Source organism: Angustibacter speluncae, assembly GCF_054777815.1.
On record NZ_BAAHAF010000005.1, the window covers coordinates 14,922 to 38,303 of the forward strand.

Sequence of the window (23,382 nt, forward strand, 5' to 3'; positions counted from 1 at the left end):
TCTCGGTGGTGCCGGGCCAGGTCAGGCGCGGCGGGCGAGCTGCTTGCGGCGCCGGGCGGCGAGCAGCTGCCCCGCGACGACGATGACGAGGGCGATGACGAACATCGCCGAGCCGACCACGTTCGCCTGCGCGGGGATGCCGCGGGTGGCGGCCACGTAGACGAACTTCGGGAACGTGTCGGTGTTGCCGCTGTTGAAGTTCGTGATGATGAAGTCGTCGAACGACAGCGAGAACGACAGCAGCGCCGCGGCCGCGATGCCGGGCAGCAGCAGCGGGAAGGTGACCCGCCAGAACGCCTGCATCGGACCCGCGTACAGGTCGGCCGCCGCCTCCTCGAGCCGCGGGTCGAGGCCCGCGACGCGGGCCTTGACGGTCACGACGACGAAGCTGATGCAGAACATCACGTGCGCGAGGACGACGGTGGCGAAGCCGGGGTTGACGCGCAGGTTGAGGAACTGGGCGAGCAGCGCGGCGCCGAGGACGACCTCGGGCGTGGCGAGCGGCAGGAACAGCAGCAGGTTCGCGGTCGACCGGAAGCGGAACCGGTAGCGCACGAGGGCGATCGCGATCATCGTCCCGAGCACGGTGGCGATCGCGGTGGCGATGAGCCCGATCTGGATGCTGTTCACCACCGCCCGGCACACGTCGGGTGCGCCGCACGGGTCCTTCCAGTTGTCCAGGGTGAAACCGCGCCACACCAGGTTGGTGCGCCCGGCGTCGTTGAACGAGAACGCGAACGTGTACGCGATCGGCGTCAGCAGGTAGAGCAGGGCGATGCCGGCGAACACGGGCAGCACGTAACGCCCGAGCGAGAAGCGACTCACAGCAGCTCCTCCGTCCCCGCCCGGCGCACGTAGAGACCGACGAGCACCAGGATCGCGAGCATGAGCAGCACCGAGAGCGCGGACGCGGTCGGGTAGTCGACGACGCGGAAGAACCGCGAGTCGATGACGTTGCCGACCATCGAGGTGCCGGCGTTGCCGAGCAGCGCCGAGTTCACGTAGTCGCCGGCGGCCGGGATGAAGGTGAGCAGCGTGCCCGACACCACCCCCGGCAGCGACAGGGGCAGCGTCACGTGGCGGAACGTCTGCGCCGCACCGGCGTACAGGTCGCCGCCCGCCTCGACGAGCCGCAGGTCGAGCCGCTCGAGGCTCGCGTAGATCGGCAGCGTCATGAACGGCAGGAAGTTGTACGTCAGGCCGGCCACCACCGCGATCGGCGTCGCGGTGAGGCGCGCGTCGTCGGGCAGCAGCTGGATCGTCTTGAGCACCGAGACCACGACGCTCTCGTCCGCGAGGATCTGCTTCCACGCGATGGTGCGCAGGATGAAGCTGGTGAAGAACGGTGCGATCACGGTGACGAGCAGCAGGCCCTGCAGCAGCGGACGTCCGCGGCAGCGCACCGCGATGACGTACGCGAGCGGGTAGCCGATCGCGAGGGCGAACACCGTGGCGAGCAGCGCGTACAGGAACGAGCGGCCGAACTGCGGCCCGTACGCGGCGATCGCCTCGGTGTAGTTGGCGAGCCGGAACGCCGGCTGCGTCGCACCGACGGGGCCGCCCGGCACCCGCTCGTAGAGCGAGGTGAGCAGCAGCGCACCGACCGGGGCGACGAAGAACAGCAGCAGGTAGAGCAGGCCCGGCAGGAGGAGCAGGTACCCGACCCGGCCGCGCCGACGGGTGTCGTCGCCCGAGGCGGTGTCGTCGCCGGACGTCGCGGCCGCGTGCGCGAGGCCGGACAGGCTCACGCGAGCACCTTCTCGGCGGCCAGGCCCTCCTCGCCCGCGTGGGAGTCCTGGTCGCCCGCGAGGCCGAAGGTGTGCCGCGGCAGCCACGCCAGGTGCACCTCGTCACCGCGCGCGGCTCGCACCGACGCGTCCAGGTTCTGGGCGAAGACGCTCATCGTCCCGAGACCGGCGACGTCGACGAGGTACTCGGTGCTGACGCCCGAGAACGAGACGTCGAGCACCCGGCCGGGGCCGAGGACGTTCGTGCCGTCGGGCACCTCCTCGTCGCCGGTCACCAGGTGCACCTTCTCCGGACGGAACCCGACCAGGACGCGGCCGCTGCGGGCGACGGCGCGGTCGGCGGGCACGTGCACGCGGCGACCGGCGACCTCCACGCCCAGGACCTCGCCGTGGTCGTCGACCACCGTGCCGGGCACCAGGTTCGAGCGGCCGAGGAAGTTCGCCACGAACGCGGTGCGCGGCAAGTCGTACAGCTCCTCCGGCGCACCCATCTGCTCGATCCGGCCCGCGTTCATCACGGCCACGGTGTCGGCCATCGTCATGGCCTCCTCCTGGTCGTGGGTGACGTGCACGAAGGTCAGGCCCACCTCGTCCTGGATGCGCTTGAGCTCGACCTGCATCTGGCGGCGCAGCTTGAGGTCGAGGGCGCCGAGCGGCTCGTCGAGCAGCAGCACCGCCGGGTTGTTCACCACGGCGCGCGCGAGGGCGACGCGCTGCTGCTGGCCGCCGGACAGCTGGGCCGGGCGGCGCCGCGCCAGGTGCCGCAGCTCGACCAGGTCGAGCGCCGCCAGCGCGCGCTCGGTGGCGTCACCGACCTTCTTGCGGCGCAGGCCGAAGGCGACGTTCTCGACGACGTCCAGGTGCGGGAAGAGGGCGTAGCTCTGGAACACCGTGTTGACCGGACGCTGGTGCGCCCGGGTCGAGGTGACGTCGTCGCCGGCGATGAGCACCTGGCCGCTCGTGGGGTGCTCGAGGCCGGCGACCATCCGCAGCGTCGTGGTCTTGCCGCAGCCCGACGGCCCGAGCAGGGCGAAGAACGACCCCGACGGGATCGTCAGCGACAGGTCGTCGACCGCGACGAAGTCGCCGAACCGCTTCGTGACAGAACGCAGCTCGAGGTCGCGCCCCTCCTCGCCGGCCACCGCCTCAGTTCCCGATCGCGGTCTGGAACGCGCCGCCGAACTCGGTCTCCTCGTCCGCGGTGAGGCTGCGGAAGACCTTGACCTGCGACAGCGTCTCCTCGTCCGGGAAGATGCTCGTGTCCTCGGCGAGGGCGGGGTCGATCTCGACCATCGCCTCCTGGGCGCCCTGCACCGGGCAGATGTAGTTGACGTACGCCGCCACCTGCGCCGCGACCGCCGGGTCGTAGTAGTAGTTCATCAGCGTCTCGGCGTTCTTCTTGTGCGGCGACCCGATGGGCACCATCAGGTTGTCGCTCCAGAGCGTGCCGCCCGCCTCGGGGATGGCGAACTCCCACTGCTCGCCGTTCTCGAAGTTCAGCTGCGTGATGTCGCCGGACCAGCAGATGACCGCGAGCGCGTCGCCGGAGATCAGGTCCTCCTTGTACGAGTTCCCCTTCACCTGACGGATCTGGCCGTTCGACACCTGCTCCTGCAGCACCTCGACCGCCGCCTCGAACTCGGCTGCGCCCCAGTCGCCGGAGGGGTCGACGCCCTGCTCGAGCATGATCAGGCCGATGGTGTCGCGCATCTCGTCGAGCACCTCGACCCGGCCCTTCAGCTCGGGCTTCCACAGGTCCGACACGGTGCGCAGTCCGCCGGGCACCTCCGCCTTGTTCCAGGCGATGCCGCCGAACCCGGACTGCCAGGTGAGGGAGTGCTTGCGGCCGGGGTCGAAGTCGACCTCGCGCAGGTCGGTGAGGATGTTCTCCCAGTTCGGGATGTTCGCCTGGTCGAGCTCCTGGGTGTACCCGAGCGAGATCATCCGCCCGGCCATCCAGTCGGTGAGCGTCACGATGTCCTGGCCGATGTCGTCGCCGTTCGCGAGCTGGCCCTGCACCTTGCCGAAGTAGGTGTCGTTGCCGTCGACGTCCTCGCTGTAGTCGACCTCGATGCCGGTCTCCTGCGTGAACGCCTCGAGCGTCGGGTACGTCGTGCCGTCCTCGGCCAGGTCGAGGTAGAGCGTCCAGTTCGCCCAGGCGAGCTGCTTCTCCGAGTCCGAGCGGTCCTGCGCGGCGGTCGGCGCGCCCCCGCTGCCGCTCGCCGTCGAGCCCGGCGTGCCGGACGTGCCGCAGGCGGCGAGGAACGCGCCGAGGCCGAGCAGGCCGGCGCCCTGGAGCGCCGACCGGCGCGAGATCTGCTGCGCGGCACGGGATCCGAGGCCGAGCCGGGCGAGCGCGCGGACCTCGGGCGGTGCCGACGCGAGCCGGGCGGCTCGCTCGGCGGGGCTGAGGGGACGGCGAGTGGTCATCGGGTGCTGGTCCTTCCGGGGGCGTCGGACGGGATGGGGCTCACTCGAAGGCGATCATGACGTGCTTGACGCGGGTGTAGTCCTCGAGGCCGTACATCGACAGGTCCTTGCCGTACCCGCTGTGCTTGAAGCCCCCGTGCGGCATCTCGGCGACGATCGGGATGTGCGTGTTGACCCACACGCAGCCGAAGTCGAGCGCGCGCGACACGCGCATCGCGCGGCCGACGTCGCGCGTCCACACGCTCGAGGCCAGGCCGTAGCGGGTTCCGTTGGCCCACCTGATCGCCTCGTCCTCGTCGCTGAACCGCTGGACGGTGATGACCGGGCCGAAGATCTCGTCCTGGACGGCCTCGTCGTCCTGGCGCAGGTCGGACACGACGGTCGGCTCGAGGAAGTAGCCGTTCGCGAAGGTGTCGGCGGTGAGGCGGCTGCCGCCCGCGCGCACCTGGGCGTGGTCGGGCAGCCGGTCGAGGAAGCCGGTGACCCGCTCGAGCTGGGCCGGGTTGTTCACCGGGCCGAGCGCGGCGTCGTCGTCGTCGGGCAGGCCGACCTTGGTGGCGCGGGCCTGCTCGGCGAGCGCGGCGGCGAAGTCGTCGTGCACGCCCGGGGCGACCAGGACGCGGGTCGCGGCCGTGCAGTCCTGGCCGGCGTTGAAGTAGCCCGCTCCGGCGATCCCCTCGGCTGCGGCCTCGACGTCGGCGTCGTCGAACACGATGACCGGGGCCTTGCCGCCGAGCTCGAGGTGCACCCGCTTGAGGTCGGGGGCGGCGGCCGAGGCCACCTGCGACCCGGCGCGCACCGAGCCGGTGATGGCCACGAGCTGCGCAGTGGGGTGCGACACCACCGCGCGGCCGGTGTCGCGGTCGCCGGTGACGACGTTGAAGGTGCCCTCGGGCAGGAACTCCGAGGCGATCTCGGCCATCAGTAGCGTGGTCTCGGGCGTGGTGTCCGAGGGCTTCAGCACGATCGTGTTGCCGGCCGCGAGGGCGGGCGCGAACTTCCAGACCGCCATCATCATCGGGTAGTTCCAGGGCGTGACCTGCCCGACGACGCCGATCGGCTCGCGCCGCACGTAGGACGTGTGGCCGCTCATGTACTCGCCGGCCGACTTGCCCTCGAGCACCCGGGCCGCGCCGGCGAAGAACCGGAGCTGGTCGACCATCGGCGGGATCTCCTCGCTCGCCGTGAGGGCGTGCGGCTTCCCGGTGTTCTCCGCCTCGAGCCGGATCAGCTCGTCGGCGCGCGCCTCGATGGCGTCGGCGATCTTCAGCATCGCCTGCTGGCGCTCGGCCGGCGTGGTGCGTCCCCACGTGGTGAACGCCTGCTCGGCGGCCTTGTACGCGGCGTCGACGTCGGCCTCGGTGCCGACCGGCGCGGTCGCCACCACCTGCCCGGTGCTGGGGTCGACGACGTCGCTGCGCCCCTCCCCCTGCGGCTCGACGTACCCACCTGCCACGAAGCTGCGGAGCTCGCGCACCTGGTGTCCTCCTCGTCAGCGGTCCACGCACGTCCCGTCCCGGCGGGCGGGTTGGACGCAGGGTAACCAGAGGACCCCCGCGATGGGTACGGGATCAGCCGAGAATCGTCCGGCCGATGACGGATCCGTGCGTCTGTGTCCGCTCGCGCCACGGATTCCCTCGCGAACGGGTTGCCGCAGGGACGACACCGCCGTCAGGATGGCCGAGTGCCGACCGCCAGCCGACAGCCGCTCGACGAGGTGTCGAAGCGGATCATCGAGCAGCTGCAGGAGGACGGACGGCGCGCGTACGCGACCATCGGCAAGGCGGTGGGCCTGTCGGAGGCGGCCGTGCGGCAGCGGGTGCAGCGCCTGGTCGAGTCGGGCGTCATCCAGATCGTCGCCGTCACCGACCCCCTCCAGGTGGGCTTCACCCGCCAGGCGATGATCGGCGTCCGCTGCGACGGCGACATGCAGCAGGTCGCCCAGCAGCTCGGCGAGATCGAGGAGGTCGACTACCTCGTCATCACGGCGGGCTCGTTCGACATCCTGCTCGAGGTGGTCTGCGAGGACGACGACCACCTGCTCGACCTGCTCACCACGCGGATCCGGTCGACGCCCGGCGTCCGCACGACCGAGACGTTCGTCTACCTCAAGCTCCATCAGCAGCACTACGACTGGGGAACGCGATGACCACCACGCCCGAGCACGTCAGCGCCGACGCCGGCGGGGGCAGCACGCCGCAGGGCACGCTGCGCACCGACGCGGCGCGCGACCACCTGTGGATGCACTTCTCCCGCCACTCGAGCCTCGACACCTCGCCGGTGCCGGTGATGGTGCGCGGGGAGGGCGTGCGGGTCTTCGACCAGCACGGGCGGTCCTACCTCGACGGCCTGTCCGGCCTGTTCGTCGTGCAGGTCGGCCACGGCCGCACCGAGCTCGCCGAGGCCGCGGCGAAGCAGGCGTCCGAGCTGGCGTTCTTCCCGCTCTGGTCGTACGCCCACCCGTCCGCGATCGACCTGGCGGAGCGGCTCGCGGCGTACGCGCCGGGCGACCTGAACCGGGTGTTCTTCACGACCGGTGGCGGCGAGGCGGTCGAGACCGCCTGGAAGCTGGCGAAGCAGTACTTCAAGCTGACCGGCAAGCCCAACAAGCACAAGGTGATCTCGCGGTCGGTGGCCTACCACGGCACCCCGCAGGGAGCCCTGTCGATCACCGGCATCCCGGCGGCCAAGGAGCCGTTCGAGCCGCTGGTGCCCGGCGCGTTCAAGGTGCCGAACACCAACCAGTACCGCGCCCCCGAGCACCTGCGCGACGACGACAAGGCGTTCGGGCGCTGGGCCGCCGACCGCATCGCCGAGGCGATCGAGTTCGAGGGTCCCGACACCGTGGCCGCCGTCTTCCTCGAGCCGGTGCAGAACTCCGGCGGCTGCTTCCCGCCGCCTCCCGGGTACTTCGAGCGGGTGCGCGAGATCTGCGACGAGTACGACGTGCTGCTCGTCAGCGACGAGGTGATCTGCGCGTTCGGACGGATCGGCTCGATGTTCGCGTGCGACGACTACGGCTACGTGCCCGACATGATCACGTGCGCCAAGGGCATGACGTCGGGCTACTCCCCCATCGGCGCGATGATCGCGTCCGACCGGCTGTTCGAGCCGTTCTCGAAGGGGACGACGACGTTCCCGCACGGGTACACCTTCGGTGGCCACCCGGTCTCGGCGGCAGTCGCGATGGCGAACCTCGACATCTTCGAGCGCGAGGGCCTGAACGCCCACGTGCACGAGCAGGCGCCCGCGTTCCGCTCGACGCTGGAGCAGCTGCTCGACCTGCCGATCGTCGGCGACGTGCGCGGCGACGGGTTCTTCTACGGCATCGAGATGGTCAAGGACAAGACGACGCGGGAGACCTTCGACGACGACGAGTCGGAGCGGCTGCTGCGCGGGTTCCTGTCGAAGGCGCTGTTCGAGGCCGGCCTGTACTGCCGCGCCGACGACCGCGGCGACCCGGTCGTGCAGCTGGCCCCGCCGCTGATCAGCGGGCAGGCCGAGTTCGACGAGATGGAGTCGATCCTGCGCTCGGTGCTCACGGAGGCGTGGAACCGCCTGTGACGACGACGCCGCTCTGGCAGGCGGGCGGCGTCCCCGCGGCACGGCCGCCACTGGACGGCGACACGACCGTCGACGTCTGCGTCGTCGGCGCGGGGTTCACCGGGCTGTGGACGGCGCTGCACCTGGCGCGCACCGACCCCTCGCTGCGGGTGCTGGTGGTCGAGGACCAGCACCCGGGCTTCGGCGCGAGCGGGCGCAACGGCGGCTGGTGCTCGGCGCTGTTCCCGCTCCCCTTCGAGGCGGTCGCCTCCCGGCACGGGCGCGACGCCGCGGTGGCGATGGCGGCGGCGTGCCGCGAGGCCGTCGACGACGTGGGCCGGCTCGCCGCGGACGAGGGGATCGACGCGGGGTTCCGCAAGGGCGGCAGCGTGGTGTTCGCGCGCGGCCCGGCGGGGCTGCAGCACGCCCGCCACGACGTGACGGCCGCGGCGTCGGACCCCGGCGCGCGGCTGGAGCTGCTCGACGCGGACGGGGTGCGGGCCCACGTCGAGGTGGAGGGCTCCGTCGGCGGCACGTTCACGCCGGACTGCGCGTCGCTGCACCCGTTCCGGCTCGTCACCGGCCTGGCCGAGGCGGCCTCGCGACGCGGTGTGCGGGTCGTCGAGGGCACGCGGGCGCTCGAGGTGCGCCCTGGTCAGGTGCGCACCGGTCACGGGACCGTGTCGTGCTCGCACGTGGTGCTCGCGACGGAGGGGTACACGCCGCAGCTCGACCGTGGTCGGCGGCGGGCGGTCGCCCCGGTCTACTCGCTGATGGTCGCCACTCCCGTCCTGTCGCAGGCGGTCTGGGACGAGATCGGGCTCGCCGACGGGCAGACCTTCTCGGAGCACCAGCACCTGGTGGTCTATGGGCAGCGCACGCAGGACGGCCGGCTGGCGTTCGGCGGGCGCGGGGCGCCCTACCACTGGGGGTCGTCGGTGCGGCCGGGCTTCGACCAGCACCCGCGGGTGCACACCGCGCTCGCTGCGCTGCTGCGGCAGTACTTCCCGGTGCTGGCCGAGGTACCCGGCGGCGCCACCCGGCTGGCCGGCATCGGCATCGACCACACCTGGGGCGGACCGCTCGGCATCCCCCGCGACTGGCACCCGTCGGTGCGGCTCGACCCGTCGTCGCGGATCGCCTGGGCCGGCGGCTACGTCGGCGACGGCGTGGCCCTCAGCCAGCTGGCGGGCGCGACGCTCGCCGACCTGGTGCTCGGCAACGAGACCGCGCGCACGGCGCTGCCCTGGGTGGGTCACCGGCCGCGGCAGTGGGAGCCGGAACCGCTGCGCTGGCTGGGCGTGAACGCGGGCCTGCTGATGGCGCGGGCCGCGGACGCGCACGAGCGGCGCTCGGGCCGGCCGAGCCCGCTGGGTGGCGCGCTGGCGCGGCTGACGGCGCACTGATCCCCTTTCCGCTCTCACGCGGCGCGCCGGTGCCAGGGCACGGCGAACACGATGTCGACCGGTCCCCCGTCGTCGTCTGCGCGCGCCGGCCGGCCGAGCGGGGGCGGTGGTCGGGTGGTCGTGCTGTGGCCGGTGGGGGTGGTCGAGGTGACCGCCCCGTCCGGGGCGCGGGCGGCGCTCCAGCCGGGCGCCTCCTTGGCGAGGTTGCACCGCTGGCACAGGCCCTGACCGTTCTCGCGGCTGGTGGCCCCGTCCGCGGCGACAGGTCGGACGTGGTCGCCGGCGCGGATCGGCGCGTCGCACCAGGGGGTGCGACAGGTCTGGTCGTCGAGGGTGATCAGCTCGGCGAGACCGGTCGGGAACAGTCGCGACCGCGAGTCCATCGCCACGAGCCGGTCGCGCCGCGGTGCCTGGTAGAGCCGGCGCAGCCAGGCGCGTCCCGATGCACCCGCGCGGGCGACCAGGTCGCGGGCCACCGGGGCGGGGATCGGCATCGGCGCCATGCCTCGGGCGCGGACGCTGGCGGGCTCGTCGCGGCCAGGGTCGTCGAGGTCGCCGAGCAGGGCGGTGTCGGCCATCACCAGCTCGATCCGCACGTCCACGGGGGCCGTGAGCGGGTCGCGTCCGGTGACACGCTGCACGAGCAGGTCGGCCATCAGCTGCCCGCGTCCGCGCGGGTCGCCTGACGCCTTGGCCGACGCCGCGCCGCGGTCGAGCGCGGCGTACGTCGCGACGCCGTCGACCACCGGGAGCAGCGCGCCGACCCACACCATCGCGTCCGGCGCCGGTCGGATCGACACCCGGCGATCGGCCGCGGCCTTGGCGGCACGACGCACGGCGGCGGCGGCGTCGAGCCGCTGGGCCACGCTCTTCGCGGCGCGCACCAGCTCGCCGCGCGACCGGCCGTCCTCAGCGAGCATCTGCGCGAGCTCCGCGTCGACCTGGGTGCGGTGCTCCAGGCTCAGCACCGCCGTCTCGCGGACGAGGCCGGTCGCGGTCCACTCGTCGATGCGTCCGGAGGTGAGCGCCGCCAGCGTGCAGGGCATCTCGCGCACGAGCGCCCGCGCGAGCCCGACGAAGGTGTCGCCGCGGCTGGGCGTCTCGCGGCGTGCCCTGGACACCTGGTCGGCCACGCCCCGCGACGCGCGCCCGGAGGGCACGCCGGCCTCGAGCTGCGCCGCGCGCTGGGACCGCGCGAAGGCGTCCGTGATGCGCGCCTGCGCGGCCGAGGCGGCTCGCTTGAGGTCCTCGAGCGCGCCGAGCTGGTCGATGCGCGCGGCGTCGGCGTCGGCGCACGGCAGCGTCCGGACCTCCTCCGTGAGCGAGCGCAGCCGCGCGAGCTCACCCTCGTCGCTCGCTGCATCCTTGTCGAACACGTGTTCGATGGTAGTCGTTCTCATGCTGCTGCACAACGGTCGTGCAGCACCCGGTGGATCAACGGGGACGGCGCCGGTCGCGCCTGTCCCAGCAGGACGAGTGCCAGTGCCGGCGCTGCTCGAGCCCGTCCCCCACGACGGTGTCGGCCGGCCAGGCCACCACGTGCGGCGTCCCGGCGGGCACCTCCTGCTGGCAGCCGGGGCACCGGTACGCGCGTCCGGACGACGCCCCGCTCACCCGTCGCACGAGCCAGTCGCCGTCGGGGTGGGACTCGTGCCGCTGCATACCCGCGAGCGCGCGGCCGAGGTCGACGTCCTCGTCCGGGCGTGGTGCGCCGCCGCGGCGGCGGGGGCGGTTGGAGCGCGGCACGCATCCAGTGTCGCGGACCGGTGCGAGGTCAGTCCTGGGCGGCCGGCATCGACGCGCGGGCACGCTCGGCCACCAGGTCGGCCAGCCGCTGCGCGTCGGCCTGCGCCTGCTCGGCCCCGCGGGCGTCGACGACCTGGACGCCGACCAGGACGTCGCCGGAGCGCACGACGGCGCGGACCACCGGGGCGCCGAAGACGTCGTCGCCCCGCACGGCGAGCCGCTCGGGCGACACCCAGCCGTCGCCCGTCGGCACGACCTGGTCGACCCAGCGGCAGCGACCGGTGTCGTCGGCCAGGACGCCGAGCGCCTGCCCGCCCTCCCCCGGCGCGAACACCGTGACGGCCAGCTCGACCGAGCCGGCCGCCGACCTGCTCTCGTCGAAGTACGACGCGCTGCGGCCACCGACCGGCGCGAGGCCCGGGAGGCCGAGGTTGCACTGCTGGCCCGACACCACGGCCACGTCGGCGTACTGGCCGAGGTCGCTCACCAGGCGACGACCGTTGCCGACCTCGTCGTCCGTCAGCAGGACCTCGTCCGGGACGAACGTACGACCGACCGCTGCAGTGGTCGGCGACGGCCGCACTTCGACCGCACCCGCGGACGACTCGGCGCTCGCGCTCGGCGACGGCGGAGCCGCGACGCCGCCGGCGTCCGGACCCGGCCCTAGGGACCACGTCAGCCCGCCCGCCACGAGGACGGCGGCCACCGCTCCGCCCGCGACGACGGCCTGCCGCCGGCGACGGCGACGGTGGCGCACCAACCCGGCGACTCCGACGCGTAGCGCCGCGAGGTCGAAGTGGTGCGCCGAGGCGCTGTCGAGGGTCTCGACCAGGCCGGGCAGCTCGGGTCCGGGGTCGCGGGTGCGCAGGGTGGTGGTCATCGCAGTGCCTCGCTCGTGGGTGAGTCGGTGGCGCCGGCCCGCAGGTCGGCGCTCGAGCTGTCGGTGGTGTCGTGCAGGCCGCTGCGCTCGCGCAACGCGGCGACGCCGCGGTGCACGAGGACGCGGAAGTTGCCGGTGCTGCAGCCCAGTGCGGCAGCGGCGTCGACGTCGGGCAGGTCCTCGTAGAAGCGCAGCACGACGGCTGCACGCTGGCGCGGGGGCAGCGTGGTCACGGCGTCCCAGAGCACCTGGGCGTCGACGACCTGCCGGGCGGGGTCGGGCTGGGCCGGTGAGCGGACGTCGCTGGTGACGACGTCGTGGTGCACCAGCTCCTTGCTCGACATCCGGCGGCTGCGCGAGATCCAGGCGTTGACCAGCATGCGGCGCACGTAGGCGTCGACGTCGTCAGCTCGTCGGACGCGCCGCCACCGCAGCACGACGGTCGCCAGGACGTCCTGCACGAGGTCCTCGGCGTCGTGCGTGCGCCCGGTGAGCAGCACCGCCACCCGCAGCAAGCGCGGGGCGCGCGACTCGAGGAAGTCCTCGACCTCCACCCGCACCTCCCCGCGTCCCGGACGGCCGGTCGACCGTCCACCACCAGGACGCGCCGGCCGGCCTCGACGTTACGCGCGGCTCAGTCGGTGTTGCTGCATGCGCGCCCGGTGGGACGGACGAGCCGCGGTCGAAACAAGAGGTTCGGCGTCAGCGCGCGGGCTCGTCGTACGTGCGTCACACCGCCCACAAGGGGCGTGGCGGCAACACTCACTTGGGACAGGGTCTCAGCGCCTGGTACGGCGTCCGAGCGATGTCGATGCGGGCACCGGGCGCGCCTGGCTCTCGACGACGACGGCGGACGACTGCGCAGCCACACACGTGGTCCGCTAGTCGTGGCAGAGTGCAGTTTGTGGCCACCAACGACGTAGTCCGGGGCGCCAGTGGCAAGCCCGTGTCGAGCGCCTGGCTCGCCGAGTACTTTGAGAGTACTTCGGTACTACAGGGCGGACAGCTGTTCACCGGTTATCCGATAGCGACAGCAGCTGACCGCCGTGGCCCGATCGACGCCGTCTACGTGTCGCCTGCTGTCGGAGTCATCATCTTTGATCTTGTTGAAGGGAACGACCTCGGGGACGTCGCTGGCCGACAAGACGACGCATACAACCGAATTGAAGTGCGATTGAAGCAGCATTCTGCCCTAGTGGCGCGGAGGCGCCTGAAAATTCCGTTGCACACGATGACGGTTGCGCCAGGAGCCAGCGATCTTCAGATTCAGGCTGCAGGTAGCGCCGAATACCCGATTGCGAATTCCAGCAATCTTGACGAGTTGCTCGGCAATCTCAATTGGGCGGAAGCGGATGAAGACGTGTCTAGGCAAGCCCTGTCCGCCCTGCAGTCAATATCACAGATCCGTACCTCTGCAATCACTCGTTCCGTGCTTCAGCCTGATTCGCGGGGCGCGAAACTTCGACGCCTCGAGGAGTCGATTGCGACCCTAGACCTCCAGCAGAGCAAAGCAGTCACGAGACGACCGATGAAGTTCAGCGCATCAGGGGCCTCGCGGGCTCTGGAAAAACAGTCGTGCTGGCACTGAAGGCTGCTTACCTCCACACCACGAGACCAGACTGGAACATTGCAGTCACCTTCAATACGCGTTCACTCTCAGATCAGTTCCGAAGGCTGATCAACAATTTCACGATCGCCCAAGCACAAGAGGAGCCGGATTGGACACGCGTGCACATCCTCGCCTCCTGGGGCGGAGGTGGCGGTGAGTCCCGAGATGGAATTTATCGCAAGTACTGCTCAGCCAATAACATCCTCTTCCGTGACTTTGGGAGCGCGAAGAATCGATATGGAAGCGCCGACGCTTTCGCCGGAGCTTGCCGCGAGGCGCTGGCCGAGGGGAGCCCTCTAGCGCTTTACGACGCCATCCTGGTCGATGAGGCGCAAGACCTGCCGCCAGAATTCTTGCGCATGTGCTACGACTTGCTCGGCCCGGTCAAACGCCTGGTCTATGCGTATGACGAATTGCAAACTCTCACCGGTACTGGCTTGCCGCCAGCCGAGGAAATTTTTGGCATGCAGCCCGACAGCGAAGTTCCTCGCGTTCAGTTCGACCCCGCATCCGCCGATATCGACCGCCGCGACATCATTCTGCAGAAGTGCTACCGAAACTCTCGACCTGTGCTCGTAACCGCGCACGCACTTGGCTTTGGTGTTTACCGAGAGCCACCGAGCAATCGCACTACGGGCTTGGTGCAGATGTTCGAACAGAAGGACTTGTGGGCTGATATCGGATATCGCGTCGAAGAAGGCTCTCTCGAAGACAACGAGACGGTGAGGCTGGCAAGAACAGCGGAATCAACCCCCGCTTTCCTTGAGACACACTCACCCGTGGATGACCTAGTCCAATTCGTACGTTTCGATAGTCCTGCAGAACAGAACGAATGGGTTGCTAGTCAAATTCAACGCAATCTGAGCAACGACGAACTTATGGCCACTGACATCATCGTCATTAATCCTGACCCCTTCACAACTCGCAAGAATATCGGTCCAATTCGCGCCAGACTATATGACGCTTCGATTTCGAGCCATTTAGCCGGGGTCGATACCTCAGCGGACGTGTTCTTTCGCCGGGACGAGCAGAGCGTCACGTTCACCGGAATTTACCGCGCGAAAGGCAACGAAGCTGGAATGGTGTATGTGGTAAACGCACACGAGTGTATGGCGAGCACAGTCAACTTGGCCAGTATGCGTAATCGGCTGTTTACTGCAATCACTCGGAGCAAAGGCTGGGTTCGCGTTGTGGGCGTTGGCGCCGAGATGGATCGGTTGGTCGCAGAGTACGAGAACATTCTACGACACAACTTTACGCTTGCGTTCCGTTACCCCACCGAGGCTGAACGAAGCATCATGCAGATAGTTCACCGCGACATGTCTCGAGCGGTGGTCAGCAAAGTGCGTCGCGCAGATCGGACACTGGCCTCCATTCTCGAAGATTGGGAGAATGGGGAGATCTTCCCAGACGACCTGGATCCGCAAACCCGTGCACGGCTAGCGTCCATGCTTCAGCGGGCGAGTGATGCAGACGCTACTGCTCCAGGTACGCCGGAGTGAGTCGTGCTCATCGATGAGTACGCCGCTGAGTTCCGGGGACTCACGAGATTCTTGATAGAGGAGAGTCTCGTCGATCAATTTCAGACTCCGTCGAAGCGAGAAGTGGGAGAGGGCCTTGTTGAGCTTCGATCGTCGTACTGGAGTCACGCCCCGCGAACGATGGGAAATTGGGCCTACGCGGATACCTATGCGTCTCTAGCCAGCAGCAACAGTTTCGATCTTCGATTTCTTGACGGGGCACTCTTGCGGGCGAGCTACGAGTTCCACGCCAAGGGCGACGGCGCTTTGCGACGCTATTCGGTCAGTTTCTTGCCTTCTCCAGACCTTCTCGCATTCCAGACAGATCCCGAATTGTATCTAGCCGATGAGTTGTATGGTGACGTCATCGACTCGCGCGTAGTCACCGTACCCCTACGTTTTGACTTTGACAGTCGCTCAGAAGTCGTTGCTGACTTGCATCATCCGGTCTCTCATCTCACGATCGGCGCGTATAAACACTGTCGAATCCCGATCAGCGGCCCCGTGTCGCCATACCATTTGGTCGAGTTCGTCCTTCGCAGTTTCTACCGAACCAAGAAGCGGCACTGGACCGATGAATTGCCGTCGCCCCGAGTGCCCAAAGCAGCCGCCACGATAAGCACGTTGGAGCGATCCCTCGTTCACCTCGGTGTACCAACGGTTTGAAACCCAACACACATTCGTCCTTGCTCGCAGTTTCAACTCCTGCGTGTTGGCGCTTCTAGCGACACCGCGAAACGGGCACGGGCGTGCTTTGCAGCGGCCCAGGCCTGCCCCCTATGTCGGCGACCCGATCCCACGACCAGTGGCTTCCTTCGTAGGAGTCCGACGTTCTGCGCCTACTTCCAAGCCATCTCGAGCACAACGAGACCACCCCCATATGCCCGGCTTGGATGCGTGCGAGCGGCGCCCACCCGCCGCAGGCGAACGCCGCGGTCCTGAGCCGCGAAGGACTGCGTCGGTCCGGGAGCGCGCCCGATCCGCGGTTGAGCAACAGTCGGAGCGTGGCGGCCAGAGGCCACCAACAGCCCGCGAGGTCGGGCACAGTGTCACGATGATTGCCGAGCCGCGCCCAGGCCGCACTATCGTCGAGGTGACCAAGGCGCTTCGTGATTGCCACGTAGCGCTGGTCAACTTCCGTGGGGCCGGGCCTCCGATGGGCCTTCTGCGGCGCACCTGGCTGAGCAACTATCAACGGATCGTGACAGCACAACTCAGCGTGCTGCGCCTACTGGTCACGCAGGACTCGATTGACCGGCTCCTGACCGGACGGCAGTACTTCTTCTTACGCAGCATCGACCCCCATACCGGTGGAGACACTAGTGATTTGGTCCACCTCGAAGTCGCCGAGCGGATTGACGTTCTTGAAGCGGCAATCCAAGAACACACAGCCTTCACCGGACGGTGGAGCCAAAACCGCGGTGCCGCGTTCGTTGTGCCGGACACCAACGTCCTCCTGCACCATCCGCGATCGTGGACCGACGTGGACTGGCACCAGTTGGCCAACCCCCAGGCCAGCCGGGTTGACCTGGTCCTACCTCTGTTGCTGCTCGACGAGCTCGACAACATCAAGAATAGGGCCCGTGGTCAAGGCAACCGTACGACCGCAGGCGGTCTTGGTACTCGCGCCCGCGACGCTCTGCGCGAGATCGAGAAGCGCTTCGACGGGGCTGTGGACCGGCCAGCCATCATTACCAAGGAAGTCGACGCCCACCTGCTGCTCGACGAACCAGGACATGTCCGTTTGCCCCACGCTGACGACGAACTTGTCTTCTACGCCCGGCGCCTGCGCGAGCTCACTGGCCGGATCGTAACTCTCGTCACCTATGACACTGGCTGCCTCGTACGTGCCCAAGCAGCCAAGCTACGCGCCAGACGGCCTGAACAGCCCGAGCCACTTAGCCCAACACCGTAACGCCGTTGGTGCGCAATCAGCCACGCCCCGCGCCACCCACCTCCCAAACGACGCACGTTTGAGAGTGCCCCACGCAGCGGAGCTCTTGGCATTGCCACCGGTACCGAACGGTGGCGACGTTCCCGCGCTCCAGGCGGCCGGCGACGGATCTCGTTCGTCTACGAGCCGGCATGAAGGGCCGGCCCGTCAGGCGCCACCGGTCTCGGCCCGGACCATGGTGACGGAGCCTTGAGCTTCCGCGGCGGGTGTCACGTTCGACGCGATCGGCGCGCAGGTGGGGTACGCCGCACCCCGTGTTTGTGCACGAAGGCGCTACGAGGGGACCTGCCCGCGGACGACCGGGTGCTGCGCATCGCCGAGCGCCTTGCACGTCTCTTCGAGCAGGTGCGCGCGGCAGCGAGCCAGGTGCGCATAGTTCGGGACGGTTAGCGCAGCCGATCGTCGGGGTGACGCGGCAGCCGACCCAGCGCTTCGTCCACAGCGGTCGTGTCGATCTCCGGTGCAGCTTCGTCGTTGAGCAGAGCCATCAGGTGCGGGCCCATGAAGGATTCGAGCACGCCGCCGAGGGCCGAAAGGTCCAGCCCGCGGTCCAGAGTCGGCAGGTAAGCGTTCGGATGCGACCTCGCGTCGTGGTCGTAGAACTGGAAGTTCCCACCGCCGTGCACAGTGTCTTTCCAGCACACGATGCTGTTGGTCCCGACCGTGGTCGGTTCGCCGTCGTTGGCGAGCAAGTTCACCCGGGCCAGCATGTCTGCCACCGCGAAGTCGGAGATTCGGCCTGCGTCGCGAGCACGGATGGCTGAGCGCAGTGGTCCCATCCAGCCTCGGTCGGCGCTCACCACCCTGGCGCCGGATCCGATGACCGTGATCGGCATCGGTGCAGCCGGCGTCACATCATGGATGGTGTGGCGCAGGAACTGCTGGTGGTGCTGGCCATTGGATGGGTTCCACAGGAGGGTCATGGAGAGGGTGCGCCTAGACCCGTCCTTGAGGTGCGCGATGCCAACGACGTCGTGCCGATGCCCGGGCATGTGCTGCAGAATTGGCCGGAGCTGCTGCTGCGCGACGTCGTACAGCCTCCCCATGCTGTCCTCGAAGGTCAGTCCTGGGACCCCGCGAAGAGTGTCGTTCATCCACTTCGACGGCTGCATGCCCGCCTTCGTGATACCGAGCCCCGCGTAGGCTAGGAAGCCCTTCCCGTCCACCGTCTCGAGCTGGACGATCTTGGAGGCGGTCTCCATCACCGGGCGGCCGTCTCGCGAGAGCAGCTGGTCGGCGACGACCCAGATGGATCGACGACCGTGCACCGTCATCGCGAAGGTCATGGTCCATTCTGACTTGGGGCTGATCGTGCCGAGGTGACTTCTGCCGTACCCGCGCGGGCGGCGAGTCAATCTCAACGTCGCGAAAGGTCGCGCATGGCCGACGCCTGTCAGCACCTGCGTCACAGCGCCGCCTGCCGGCGCAAGCAATCAGCGTGAAGTGCTACCTAATAGAGTCGGGCGTGGCCGGCTTCACCGCCAACTGGAGAGTCCGCCCCGCCGCCGTTATGACTTCGACCCGTCGGGCGACAAGGTCGGCGCAGCAGCGATCGCCCGGACTAAGGAAGACAGGTTCCTCAAACTCGAGCCACCGGATGTGCGAGAGCAGCGTCAGCCGGTCGACGGTGACCTCCACGACCTCGTCCACGCTTCGACCCTACGACGGCTGGCGTGTCCAGCCGCCCAAAGGCGGACTGTGCTTCTCAAGCGCCGAACGCGTCGGCCCGAACTCGAGTTCCGTCTCTACCTGTGAGCCACTCGGCCGCAAGCAGCTCGCCGTAGTGCTCGAAGACGCCGCGGTCCCACGTGACGGTTTCCTCGAAGACGCGATCCGGCTCGGTGATGTACGAGTCGGTGAACTGTCCGTCGACGACCGTCCAGACCCAGAACGCATCGCGTGGCGGCCCCCATCGACGCCACCACAGATGGCCTGCGAGTCGGGTCGAAAGCACGTCGGGCTTGATCAAGGCGTAGCCAGCCGGCGCAGCTCCGCGAGAGAGCCGCGCTACGCGGTTCGCGTATCGAATGACGTGCGGGCTCGGTTGGTGGCCTCCAAGGTCGGGCTTCAGCGGCACGAGCCCACTTTAGAAGTCAGCAACCGCCTCGCTCCCCTGCGACGGCCTCGGGCAGGTGCCCCATTCCGCCGCGTATCGGCGAGGCCCACGTCGAGGATGGCTCTGATTTAGATCTGCAGGTGTAGCCGCAAGGCGTCGTCCAGCTGCCCCATCAGTCGCGCCGGCACCAATCCCAGCGGTGGCCCGATGCGTTCGACCGATACCGAGCGGATCTGCTCCGCCTGGGCTTTGGAGTCCGTCCGCAAGCCGGTCCGCTCTGCGGGCAGTGCGACCTGGAAGGGGTAGACCCGCGCCACATTGCTGGTGACCGGGACAACGGTGACGACGCCCCGTCCGAGCCGGTCAGCGGTGGCATTGGCTCGATCGTTGCTGACGATCACGGCCGGGCGGCGCTTGTTGGCTTCGGCGTCACGGGCTGGGTCGAGGTCGACCAGGCGGATCTCACCGCGACGCATCGGCGAGCCCGTCGGCTGTGGTGTCCTCCCATGCCGCGGCCTCGCCAGATGCCTCCCATTCCTTCCAAGCCGCGGCGTAGGCATCGTCGAGCTCGGGTTGGGCAAGGAGCCGGATGGCCCTCTGGATGGCCGCGGACCGACTCGAGATGCCGGCCTCGCGTGCGTAGCGATCAAGTGCTGCGATGTCCTCATCGGGGAGGCTGATGCTGAGCTTCATCACGCCATCCTACTCTGGTACGACCGAGGTAGCACTCGTGAGCTCCCTACCTGGGCGACCTGCTGCACTCCGCCGCGGGTGCCCGTCAAGCGATCGAGCACACCTTCGGGGGTTGGACGTGGACGGTCCGGTGGCCAAGCCCGCCGGGTCCGCCTGAGATAGCGTCTGGTCGTGACGCTCAACCATGTTCGACGCGGAAGCGGTAGTCCTCTGCTGTTAGTGCATGGGCTGGGCGCAGGGTGGCAGTCCTGGGCCCCGATCGTCGACGCCTTGGCTGAGCGCCGCGAGGTCATTGCTGTCGACTTACCCGGGTTCGGTGAGACACCGTCGTTGACCGGTGAAGTCTCGATCGCGACTTTGGCCGACTCCGTTGCGGGGTTCATCGGCGAACAGGGGCTGGACGGGGTCTCCACCGTGGGCCAGTCCATGGGCGGCCGCATCGTCCTCGAGCTCGCGCGGCGGGGAGTCGGCGGCGACACCGTGGCGTTGGACCCGGGCGGCTTCTGGAGCGATCGCGAGCTGGTCGTCTTCGGCGCCACCTTGCGGCCCTCGATCGCACTGGTCCGAGTGTTGCGAGGCGCCCTGCCCTCGCTGCTTGGAAACCCCGTGACCCGGACGTTGCTCTTGGCCCAGCTGTCTGCGCGGCCGTGGGCGCTATCTCGCGACACGGTGCTGCCAGACGTGCGCGGGCTGGCCGACTCGCCGGCGACAGCAGCGACCATGGACGCCCTGACGAAGGGGCCCAAGCAACCGGGTGCCCCGGCTGGCGCCGTGCCTGGCCGGGTCACGATCGGGTGGGGGCGCCGTGACTTGGTGACCCCGCCGAGACAGGCCGCCCGCGCGACGGAGCTGTTCCCCGACGCGGCGCTGCACTGGTTCGAGCGCTGCGGTCACTTTCCACAATGGGACGTGCCACGTGACGCAACCCAGCTGATCCTCGACAACACCGGTTGAGATCGGCTTCCCAGCCGAGGCTCGCCGGCAACAAGCGCCTCGCGTGGTCGGCCGCCCGTATCTTCTGCCTGCTCAACGGCCGCGATCTGACGTACACCCTCGACAACGCCGAGCAGATGATGCTCGAGGCAACCGCCGGCGGGCTGGACGTTCCGCAGATCACGGCCTGGCTCGCTGCGCGCATCGCAGCCGCGACATAGCGCCGCCTGACGGCGTGGCGCGCGCAGCAGGGGGGCGACGAGTCATTTGATACCTCGAAGTGCCCGCGGGCATGCTCGTCGACGAGGGGCGAGGGGTGAACTTGTACGAGACTCTGCTGAACGAGCTTGCGCAACGTCGTCGCGCCTCCGACGAGGGCGTTCGGTGGTTCGACGCGCTCGATGAGTCCCAGATGCGCCGCGTCCTCTACAAGCTGGCCGGGTACATCACCCAGGCTGGCGCCGGTCCCGACGACGTGCGCCAGGGAATCGAAGAGTCGGGGATCAAGCCGACGGCGACACCCGCGGTGGTCCTGAGCCGCCCCGGTCTGGCACAGCGACTGGCCACGGTCACCAACCTGCCGGAGTCCGAGCTGCGCACTACTTTCCGCCTGCTGATCGCGATCCATGCAGTCGCTGACCGCCGGCGCCGACAGTCGAAATGCGGCGATGAATGCACCCACTGGTGGCACCACCTCGCTTGATCGACTCGCGCTCGACGACGCGTCGTGCCCCACGCCGCCGCATTCCAGCCGCTTGGCCCGCGCCGACTACCGGAGGGCTGCAAGCCTCACGGACTGGAGGGCCGGGTCGAGCTGGGTGATCGAACGGCTTCCAGCTGGGGGTCGTAGCAGACCAACCCATGTCGATGAGCTATCGAGGCAGCTACTTCGGAGGCCTCCTCGGCCCGGCTCCACACCATCGCGAAGTAGATGGCATTGCCGAAGGCGTTGCCGATCAGGGGACCGTCGGCCCAGGGCGAGTCCTCTCCAGCATCTGTTGTGATGTCTGGCCACACAGCAAGAAGAGCGTTGACGTACTCGTTGATGGCGGCCGACGGCTGCGCGACGCTCGCGCCGGCGTCGAGTTGGCCCATGAGCCGAGCGAAGTGCTCCGCCGCCGATTGATCGGATTCAGGAGTGGGCCCCTCCCACACCGCCAGGTCGTAGCTCATGTCCCGAACAGTGCCACGCGACGACGTCCAGTCGGCCGACTCGAGCCGTCTGGCGCGGTGGAGTCCGAGTCCCGCGAGGCGTGTCCTTTCGCCGCCTGTCGTGCGGGCAGACCTGTGCCTGGTGATCGCAACAGGGCGTGCGAGGGCTTCGACCTATGCGGGCGAGCGGAACTTGGCGTGTTTGGTTCGGATGCGCTTCAGCTTGTCGGGGTCATTGCCCGAGTTGGCAAGTTCGAGCAGGCGGTCCCACACGGATGCGGGGATCTGGCGCAGCTCGAAGTCAGCACGTGATTTCCATCCCGCGACGTGCCGCAGGCCACCCGCCCAGACCGGACCATCTACTGGCTCCTCGTCGAGCGCCGCCATCACGACGTCGATTGGGATGCTTGCTACGAGGCGACCGGGTAGCTCCTCGTAGGCCGGAACTGCGGTGCAGGCACCCGAGCCCGCGCTGAACCACGACAGCAGCGAGCGAGAACGCTGTACGTCATCCGGGAAGGTCTGCGTCATCGCTTGATCGACGAGGGCGACAAGATCGGTTTCCCACGGGCCGGCCGCGACCATGTCATCAGCCAGCCCCTGCACACAGTCCGGCACGGCCGCTTTCCACGTCGCCTGCTGCGCCAGCGCGATGTCCCGTCGAAGGTCCGAGCGCCGCGCTTCATCGAGCAGCGCGCCGAGGCCGCGAGCGGCGAGCCACTCCAGCAGAACCATGGGCTGATGGAGTTCGGCGTCGCCGATCCAGTCCGACCAGCGCAGGTGGCTGCCGTGATGCAGCCCGACCGCGGCCAACCTGGTTCCGGCGTGGTCCACGAGCTCGACGGTGGCGTCGACGGGGCACATGCACATCACGTCACTGACTGTTGTCACGGCCAGCAGGTCGATGAGCTCGGCAACGTCCTTGGCCCTGTCGATCACGAGGACGGGTTCGTCGCTGAGAATCTGATCTGGCGTTTCAGGGCCGTAGTGCAAGCAGCCGGCGTCGAAGACACGGACCGCGCGTGCTTCTCCGAGCACCCGGCGCAGCCCGTCCACGTCATCACTCCGGCGATCCCCCACAACCAAGATGATCGCCTGCACCGCAGATTCTCGCTGCACGTTCGACGCACGTCGCCCTGATGCCGGTTGAAGAGGCCTTGGCGTCTCGCTGACTCGCGTCCTTCCGCCGCGAGCCTGCTCACCCCCCGGCCAGGCAGTCCGACATCGAGGACGCTTGCCGTGGACACTGGCGGCACCCGCAGCTGACGTCAGGTCAGGGACGCTGCAGTGCGGCCACGCCGAATACCGGACTCGAACCGGCTCGTCTCCTTTGGAGCTACTAACGCGGGAGGCGTTAGTGCCTTCGTTCCCATAGGCCCTTGACGACGTGACCGCTTCGCAAGGGTACGTCGGCTACAGCCCACTGATGAGTCCTTCGCCGGCAGTCGGTGTAGCCTCCTTCGCCGCCTGCCGGCGCTGCGCAGAGCGACTGGGGTGCTACCTGCTGGAGTCGGGCGTCGTCGGCTTCACTGCCAACTTGATAGTCCGCCCTGCGGCCGTTGTGACTTCCACCCGCCGAGCGACGAGATCGGCCCGGCAGCGATCACCCGGCTGCAGGAGGACCGGCTGCTCCAACTCCAGCCACTCAACGTGCGAGAGCAGCGTCAGCCGGTCGACGGTGACCTCCAAGATGTCGTCCACGTTTCGACCCT

At 68.8% G+C, this 23,382-nt stretch carries 27 protein-coding genes; 10 read left to right on the forward strand and 17 right to left on the reverse strand.

The window, feature by feature from the left end:
• Nucleotides 1-21: 21 nt before the first annotated feature.
• From ACYVKY_RS00350 to ACYVKY_RS00370, 5 genes are read right to left on the reverse strand one after another with little or no spacing between them, the layout of a single operon-like run.
• On the reverse strand, nucleotides 22-825 hold the full coding sequence (locus tag ACYVKY_RS00350; RefSeq protein ID WP_460432997.1) for an ABC transporter permease: 804 nt from the start codon (nucleotides 823-825) through the stop codon (nucleotides 22-24).
• A complete protein-coding gene (locus tag ACYVKY_RS00355; RefSeq protein WP_460433041.1) occupies nucleotides 822-1,742 on the reverse strand; it encodes an ABC transporter permease in 921 nt (306 codons plus the stop codon). The genes ACYVKY_RS00350 and ACYVKY_RS00355 overlap by 4 nt, the downstream gene beginning before the upstream one ends.
• 2 nt (nucleotides 1,743-1,744) lie before the next feature.
• Nucleotides 1,745-2,890 (reverse strand): ABC transporter ATP-binding protein, encoded by a 1,146-nt coding sequence (locus ACYVKY_RS00360; protein WP_460432998.1) that lies wholly within the window; start codon nucleotides 2,888-2,890, stop codon nucleotides 1,745-1,747.
• 4 nt (nucleotides 2,891-2,894) lie between these two features.
• A complete protein-coding gene (locus ACYVKY_RS00365; protein ID WP_460432999.1) occupies nucleotides 2,895-4,178 on the reverse strand; it encodes an ABC transporter substrate-binding protein in 1,284 nt (427 codons plus the stop codon).
• 40 nt (nucleotides 4,179-4,218) lie between these two features.
• Entirely contained in the window at nucleotides 4,219-5,655 is a 1,437-nt protein-coding gene (locus ACYVKY_RS00370; protein WP_460433000.1) for a gamma-aminobutyraldehyde dehydrogenase, read from the reverse strand.
• Between the two features lie 207 nt (nucleotides 5,656-5,862).
• Between ACYVKY_RS00370 and ACYVKY_RS00375 the strand changes: the two genes are divergently transcribed.
• From ACYVKY_RS00375 to ACYVKY_RS00385, 3 genes are read left to right on the forward strand one after another with little or no spacing between them, the layout of a single operon-like run.
• Complete coding sequence (locus tag ACYVKY_RS00375; protein WP_460433001.1) at nucleotides 5,863-6,327, forward strand: Lrp/AsnC family transcriptional regulator; 465 nt, start codon at nucleotides 5,863-5,865, stop codon at nucleotides 6,325-6,327.
• Entirely contained in the window at nucleotides 6,324-7,742 is a 1,419-nt protein-coding gene (locus tag ACYVKY_RS00380; RefSeq protein WP_460433002.1) for an aspartate aminotransferase family protein, read from the forward strand. Before ACYVKY_RS00375 ends, ACYVKY_RS00380 begins: the two co-directional genes overlap by 4 nt.
• The gene (locus tag ACYVKY_RS00385; RefSeq protein WP_460433003.1) at nucleotides 7,739-9,127 is read left to right on the forward strand and encodes an NAD(P)/FAD-dependent oxidoreductase; all 1,389 of its coding nucleotides are present in this window, start codon (nucleotides 7,739-7,741) and stop codon (nucleotides 9,125-9,127) included. The genes ACYVKY_RS00380 and ACYVKY_RS00385 overlap by 4 nt, the downstream gene beginning before the upstream one ends.
• A 14-nt stretch (nucleotides 9,128-9,141) precedes the next feature.
• Here ACYVKY_RS00385 and ACYVKY_RS00390 read toward each other — a convergent pair whose 3' ends face one another.
• Genes ACYVKY_RS00390 through ACYVKY_RS00405 form a run of 4 tightly spaced genes read right to left on the reverse strand, consistent with a single transcriptional unit; the run spans nucleotide 9,142 to nucleotide 12,307 of the window.
• A complete protein-coding gene (locus ACYVKY_RS00390) occupies nucleotides 9,142-10,503 on the reverse strand; it encodes an HNH endonuclease (RefSeq protein WP_460433004.1) in 1,362 nt (453 codons plus the stop codon).
• A gap of 58 nt (nucleotides 10,504-10,561) precedes the next feature.
• Entirely contained in the window at nucleotides 10,562-10,873 is a 312-nt protein-coding gene (locus ACYVKY_RS00395) for a hypothetical protein (protein ID WP_460433005.1), read from the reverse strand.
• A 28-nt stretch (nucleotides 10,874-10,901) separates the two neighbouring features.
• Nucleotides 10,902-11,753: a hypothetical protein gene (locus ACYVKY_RS00400; RefSeq protein ID WP_460433006.1), complete on the reverse strand. Its 852-nt coding sequence runs from the start codon at nucleotides 11,751-11,753 to the stop codon at nucleotides 10,902-10,904.
• Nucleotides 11,750-12,307, reverse strand: a complete 558-nt coding sequence (locus ACYVKY_RS00405) for a SigE family RNA polymerase sigma factor (RefSeq protein WP_460433007.1) — start codon at nucleotides 12,305-12,307, stop codon at nucleotides 11,750-11,752. The genes ACYVKY_RS00400 and ACYVKY_RS00405 overlap by 4 nt, the downstream gene beginning before the upstream one ends.
• Before the next feature lie 350 nt (nucleotides 12,308-12,657).
• On the opposite strand from ACYVKY_RS00405, the gene ACYVKY_RS00410 reads away from it, so the two are divergent.
• From ACYVKY_RS00410 to ACYVKY_RS00425, 4 genes are all read left to right on the forward strand, one after another.
• On the forward strand, nucleotides 12,658-13,341 hold the full coding sequence (locus tag ACYVKY_RS00410) for a hypothetical protein (protein ID WP_460433008.1): 684 nt from the start codon (nucleotides 12,658-12,660) through the stop codon (nucleotides 13,339-13,341).
• On the forward strand, nucleotides 13,329-14,864 hold the full coding sequence (locus ACYVKY_RS00415) for a DEAD/DEAH box helicase (protein ID WP_460433009.1): 1,536 nt from the start codon (nucleotides 13,329-13,331) through the stop codon (nucleotides 14,862-14,864). The genes ACYVKY_RS00410 and ACYVKY_RS00415 overlap by 13 nt, the downstream gene beginning before the upstream one ends.
• 3 nt (nucleotides 14,865-14,867) lie before the next feature.
• Nucleotides 14,868-15,548: a DUF2290 domain-containing protein gene (locus ACYVKY_RS00420; protein WP_460433010.1), complete on the forward strand. Its 681-nt coding sequence runs from the start codon at nucleotides 14,868-14,870 to the stop codon at nucleotides 15,546-15,548.
• 388 nt (nucleotides 15,549-15,936) lie between these two features.
• On the forward strand, nucleotides 15,937-16,797 hold the full coding sequence (locus ACYVKY_RS00425; protein ID WP_460433011.1) for a PIN domain-containing protein: 861 nt from the start codon (nucleotides 15,937-15,939) through the stop codon (nucleotides 16,795-16,797).
• A gap of 425 nt (nucleotides 16,798-17,222) precedes the next feature.
• On the opposite strand, the gene ACYVKY_RS00430 is transcribed toward ACYVKY_RS00425, so the two are convergent.
• From ACYVKY_RS00430 to ACYVKY_RS00450, 5 genes are all read right to left on the reverse strand, one after another.
• Nucleotides 17,223-18,245: a hypothetical protein gene (locus ACYVKY_RS00430; protein ID WP_460433012.1), complete on the reverse strand. Its 1,023-nt coding sequence runs from the start codon at nucleotides 18,243-18,245 to the stop codon at nucleotides 17,223-17,225.
• A 37-nt stretch (nucleotides 18,246-18,282) separates the two neighbouring features.
• Complete coding sequence (locus ACYVKY_RS00435) at nucleotides 18,283-18,486, reverse strand: hypothetical protein (protein ID WP_460433013.1); 204 nt, start codon at nucleotides 18,484-18,486, stop codon at nucleotides 18,283-18,285.
• Between the two features lie 55 nt (nucleotides 18,487-18,541).
• Complete coding sequence (locus tag ACYVKY_RS00440) at nucleotides 18,542-18,913, reverse strand: hypothetical protein (RefSeq protein ID WP_460433014.1); 372 nt, start codon at nucleotides 18,911-18,913, stop codon at nucleotides 18,542-18,544.
• 107 nt (nucleotides 18,914-19,020) lie between these two features.
• A complete protein-coding gene (locus ACYVKY_RS00445) occupies nucleotides 19,021-19,368 on the reverse strand; it encodes a type II toxin-antitoxin system PemK/MazF family toxin (RefSeq protein ID WP_460433015.1) in 348 nt (115 codons plus the stop codon).
• Complete coding sequence (locus tag ACYVKY_RS00450; protein ID WP_460433016.1) at nucleotides 19,355-19,585, reverse strand: ribbon-helix-helix domain-containing protein; 231 nt, start codon at nucleotides 19,583-19,585, stop codon at nucleotides 19,355-19,357. Before ACYVKY_RS00450 ends, ACYVKY_RS00445 begins: the two co-directional genes overlap by 14 nt.
• A gap of 171 nt (nucleotides 19,586-19,756) precedes the next feature.
• Here ACYVKY_RS00450 and ACYVKY_RS00455 point away from each other — a divergent pair, with 171 nt between their 5' ends.
• The 3 genes from ACYVKY_RS00455 (at nucleotide 19,757) to ACYVKY_RS00465 (ending at nucleotide 21,221) form a co-directional block, all read left to right on the forward strand.
• Nucleotides 19,757-20,539: an alpha/beta fold hydrolase gene (locus tag ACYVKY_RS00455; RefSeq protein WP_460433017.1), complete on the forward strand. Its 783-nt coding sequence runs from the start codon at nucleotides 19,757-19,759 to the stop codon at nucleotides 20,537-20,539.
• Nucleotides 20,536-20,739: a hypothetical protein gene (locus ACYVKY_RS00460; RefSeq protein WP_460433018.1), complete on the forward strand. Its 204-nt coding sequence runs from the start codon at nucleotides 20,536-20,538 to the stop codon at nucleotides 20,737-20,739. The genes ACYVKY_RS00455 and ACYVKY_RS00460 overlap by 4 nt, the downstream gene beginning before the upstream one ends.
• A gap of 95 nt (nucleotides 20,740-20,834) precedes the next feature.
• Complete coding sequence (locus tag ACYVKY_RS00465) at nucleotides 20,835-21,221, forward strand: DUF5958 family protein (RefSeq protein ID WP_460433019.1); 387 nt, start codon at nucleotides 20,835-20,837, stop codon at nucleotides 21,219-21,221.
• A gap of 86 nt (nucleotides 21,222-21,307) precedes the next feature.
• Here the strand turns inward: ACYVKY_RS00465 and ACYVKY_RS00470 are convergent, their stop codons facing one another.
• From ACYVKY_RS00470 to ACYVKY_RS00480, 3 genes are all read right to left on the reverse strand, one after another.
• On the reverse strand, nucleotides 21,308-21,691 hold the full coding sequence (locus ACYVKY_RS00470; protein ID WP_460433020.1) for a hypothetical protein: 384 nt from the start codon (nucleotides 21,689-21,691) through the stop codon (nucleotides 21,308-21,310).
• Nucleotides 21,692-21,844: 153 nt separating this feature from the next.
• Nucleotides 21,845-22,771, reverse strand: a complete 927-nt coding sequence (locus ACYVKY_RS00475) for a hypothetical protein (RefSeq protein WP_460433021.1) — start codon at nucleotides 22,769-22,771, stop codon at nucleotides 21,845-21,847.
• A 396-nt stretch (nucleotides 22,772-23,167) separates the two neighbouring features.
• Nucleotides 23,168-23,371: a hypothetical protein gene (locus ACYVKY_RS00480; protein ID WP_460433022.1), complete on the reverse strand. Its 204-nt coding sequence runs from the start codon at nucleotides 23,369-23,371 to the stop codon at nucleotides 23,168-23,170.
• Nucleotides 23,372-23,382 lie beyond the last annotated feature (11 nt).